At 40.7% G+C, this 3,637-nt stretch carries 5 protein-coding genes; all 5 read left to right on the top strand.

Going from position 1 to position 3,637, the window contains the following annotated elements:
* Positions 1-38: 38 nt before the first annotated feature.
* Positions 39-1,079 carry a Card1-like endonuclease domain-containing protein gene (locus A3SI_RS16285; RefSeq protein WP_009057647.1) on the top strand — a complete coding sequence of 347 codons (1,041 nt, stop codon included), beginning with the start codon at positions 39-41 and terminating at the stop codon, positions 1,077-1,079.
* A gap of 41 nt (positions 1,080-1,120) precedes the next feature.
* Positions 1,121-1,561, top strand: a complete 441-nt coding sequence (locus A3SI_RS16290; protein ID WP_156810366.1) for a CRISPR-associated DxTHG motif protein — start codon at positions 1,121-1,123, stop codon at positions 1,559-1,561.
* Between the two features lie 360 nt (positions 1,562-1,921).
* Positions 1,922-2,542, top strand: coding sequence for a TM1812 family CRISPR-associated protein (locus A3SI_RS16300; RefSeq protein ID WP_238531827.1), 621 nt, complete (start codon positions 1,922-1,924; stop codon positions 2,540-2,542).
* Positions 2,532-2,885 (top strand): hypothetical protein, encoded by a 354-nt coding sequence (locus A3SI_RS16305; RefSeq protein ID WP_009057649.1) that lies wholly within the window; start codon positions 2,532-2,534, stop codon positions 2,883-2,885. Before A3SI_RS16300 ends, A3SI_RS16305 begins: the two co-directional genes overlap by 11 nt.
* A 55-nt stretch (positions 2,886-2,940) precedes the next feature.
* On the top strand, positions 2,941-3,637 hold a 697-nt coding region (gene cas1, locus A3SI_RS16310; protein WP_009057650.1), incomplete at its 3' end, for a CRISPR-associated endonuclease Cas1.

Genomic DNA, 3,637 nt, shown 5'->3' on the forward strand with positions numbered 1-3,637 from the left:
TTTTATAAAATTATTCAATTGGTATTTAATGTAGTGTTATGCTTAATTTTGTTTGTATTGTATCTGAACAGGCCGTTCCAAACTTATTGTTTATAAGGCAGTTTCGTGAAAAAGAGGCTAAATTTTTCTTTCTGTCGAGTAAGGAAATGGAAGAACGGAAAATGACTAAAAATATTAAGGCTGCTTTACGTTTGCCTGAGAACCGTTGTTTCACAGTACTGATTGATGCCAATGATGCCATGGTAATCTTTCAGCAGCTTCAAAATTATGCGTTTCCAAAAGAGGGAAAATACCTCGTAAATATAACAGGAGGAAATAAGCTTATGTCTCAGATGGTTTTTCAATACTTTATGGATTTTGATTCTGAGATGCTTTACGCGCCTATCGGTTCTCCGGATTATCAAGTTTTATATCCCGAAGTTGGTCGTATTCCTAAAGATAACTCGCTTAAACTTTCTCTTGATGATTACTTAAGGGCGTATGGATACAAAGCGGAAAGCAGTTTGGACTACTATGAATTAGAGCCTTCTCCTAGTGAGATAATGCGTCAGTTATTACAGCGTGGTCATCCTAAGAATGTGGACTGGATAAGTAGGGCAAGCCATCAGGATTACAAAAAAGAAGACAAAAGGTATTTAATGGGTGAGTGGTTCGAATTGTATTGCTTTAAATTATTTAAAGAGCTCTTTAATCTAGATAACTCGCAAATTGCTTGCAGTGTAGGGGTTAAAAGTATTGAGAGTGACTCTGCCTATCCATTTGATAATGAATTTGATTTAATGTTTGTGTACTTAAATGACTTATATGTATTTGAGTGCAAAGTGTATTTGGCAGACGTTATTAGACTGGACAAGATTTCTCCGCCTATATTTAAGCTTGCTTCTCTTTCTCAAAATTTCGGGCTTCAATGTAAAAAGTTCATTGCTGTTTTAGGGCAGTTTTCTGACGATCAGAAGTCTCTTGATCAATTAGAGAATTTGAGGTTAAGTCTTGGGATTAATAAAATTTTAGATCAGGAGGTATTTGCTAACTCTAAAAAAAGAAAATATTTTGAAGGTAGATTTGCAGTCCAAGCTTGAATTGCTTAAAGCTAAATTTCAATATAAATAAGAATCATTATATGAATAGAAAAGTCTTACTCTCCTTCCTCGGCACCAGTAATTATGTCTCTTGTAATTATTTCACAGAAGGGAATCCCGAAGAAAAAATCGAAAATGTGCGCTATATTCAAGAAGCCATTTTCAAGCTGTACTGCACGAATTTTACAGCAAATGATCAGGTACTGCTGCTGCTAACTGAGTTAGCAGAAAAAATGAATTTTTTAGATGATGGCCAGTGGTCCCCGCAGAGTAAAAGTTATTCAGCCTCAAACGAGGGTTTAAAATCCCGCTTCCAGCAGCTACAAGAGGAGGGATTTAAGTTCACTCTTAACACCCAGCGCATCAAAGAAGGGTTTTCTCAAGAGGAAATTTGGTCCATATTTGAGACGATCGCTGACCAGATTCAGGAAGGGGATACGATTATTTTAGACATCACGCATGCGTTTCGGTTCCTACCATGATGGGTATAGTTCTTTTAAATTATTTAAAGGCAACTAAAAACATAACAGTAGCAGGAATTCACTATGGTGCTTTTGAGAAACTGGGGCCAGCTAGCGAGGTGAGGGATTTGCCGGAGGGCGAGCGTAATGCCCCCATCCTCGATCTAAGCCACTGCTTGATTTTCAGTCTTATACGGCCGCGGTGAGCAGTTTTGTAAAGTTCGGACAGGTGAAGGAGCTCCAGGAGCTTGGGAAAAGGGATATCGGTAGAATTTTAGCTGAAACGCAGGGAAAGATACGGTTACCCATGACTTAAGATTTGTGTTGAAGCAGGTGGTAGAACTAAGTGGTAACCTCCAAACCAATAGACTTCCACAATTAATGGATACAGACTTCGCTCCCCTATTGGAAAAACTGAGCACTTTGGAAAATTCCGATTTTCAGGTGAAGCCTTTTAAACAAATCATCAAGCTTCTAGAAAAAAAGGTAAACCCCATCGTTAGGAGAAAAGAATTTATTTGGCTGGAGAGTGCCCAATGGTGCTTAGACCATAAGCTTATTCAGCAAGCTTATACGCAATTAGAAGAAGGTCTATTAACACACAGTCTTGAGTTGATTAAGCAGGAATGCAGTGATGACAGTGCGTTTAAAAGGAACTTCGATAAGATCACTGGAAATGCTAATTTGAATATTGTAGATAAAGATAGCCGGTACCATGTGAAAAATATTTTAAACTGTTTGCATGCCATGGTTTATGGCCATTTGGGACAAAGGGAAGGTCTGGAGCAGTATCTGCCTTTAGCTCAACTACTTCTCGATAAAAACAGTGATCTCGTGGAAGTAAGCACTCTCTCCTCTAATCTTTCCCAAACACGAAATGATATCAATCACGCAGGATTTCGAGGGGGTGCGATGACAGCACAAAATTTAGAAAAAAAGATAAAAGAAGAGATTAAAAATGTAGCTAAATCCCTAAAATACGAGTTTATAGATGTTACTTAATCTCTCTAACCACCCTGTTTCGCGCTGGCCTGAAATGCAGCTGAAAGAAGCCGAGCTGCATTTTGGGAGCGTACAGGATATGCCCTTTCCGCTTATCGATCCCGCATGGGATGAGCGTCAAGTGGCAGAATTAGTCACCTTGTATTTTGAGGAAATCGTAAAGCTTCATCCTCGATGTGTGCATCTCATGGGGGAGCTCACCTTCACTTTCGGCTTAGTAGAGAAGCTGAAGCGGGAAAGTATTCCTGTGATCGCCTCTACGACCCATCGTGTGGTGGTAGAGCTTCCTGACGGAAGTAAAAATGTAAAGTTTGAATTCATTCGATTTAGAAAATACCTCTAGCCCTCACACATAGATTAGCAGTTTTATAGGCCAAAACCTTAACCCTTCTTCGCCTATGCATCTTGTCATTAACACCTTCGGCGCTACCCTGCAGAAAGAACAGGAAGCCTTTGTCATCAGCACACCAGAAGGAAGGCAGCGTTTTCCCCCTGACCTAGTCAAGAGTATCAGCATCGCTAAATCTGCGCGCATTACGAGTGATGCCATTTTGCTGGCGATAAAACACCAGATCGAGGTGCTCTTCGTAAACGATCTCGGTAACCCAGAAGGACGCGTCTGGAGCGTGCAGTATGGTTCTATAAGTACGATTCGGAAGGCACAGATTAATTTCCTTTATTCTAAGCAGGCACTTCCGTGGGTAAAGGAGCTGATTTATGAAAAGTTAGATGCACAGGTAGCCCTTCTTTTGGCCTTTCAGCCTGATCCGTCCGAATCCCAGCAGCTGCATAATCATTTTAAAGCTGCCATAAACAGTATCGAGGAGTATAAATTAAAGGTTCAGCAGGTAGAGGGCGCCTTCATTTCCGATGTGGCGCCCACTTTACGTGGCTGGGAAGGAGCCTCTGGCAAAAGGTATTTCCAAGCTATTTCTCAGCTGATGCCCACTCCTTACATCTTTAAAGGAAGAGACCGGCAGCCCGCTCGAGATCCATTTAATGCGCTACTGAATTATGCTTACGGTATCTTATATGGAAAAGTAGAGGGAGCCCTAATTCGTGCCGGCATAGACCCTTATGTTGGCATCTTCCATC

Origin of the sequence: Nitritalea halalkaliphila LW7, from assembly GCF_000265075.1 — a bacterium.
GTDB classification, from domain to species: domain Bacteria; phylum Bacteroidota; class Bacteroidia; order Cytophagales; family Cyclobacteriaceae; genus Nitritalea; species Nitritalea halalkaliphila.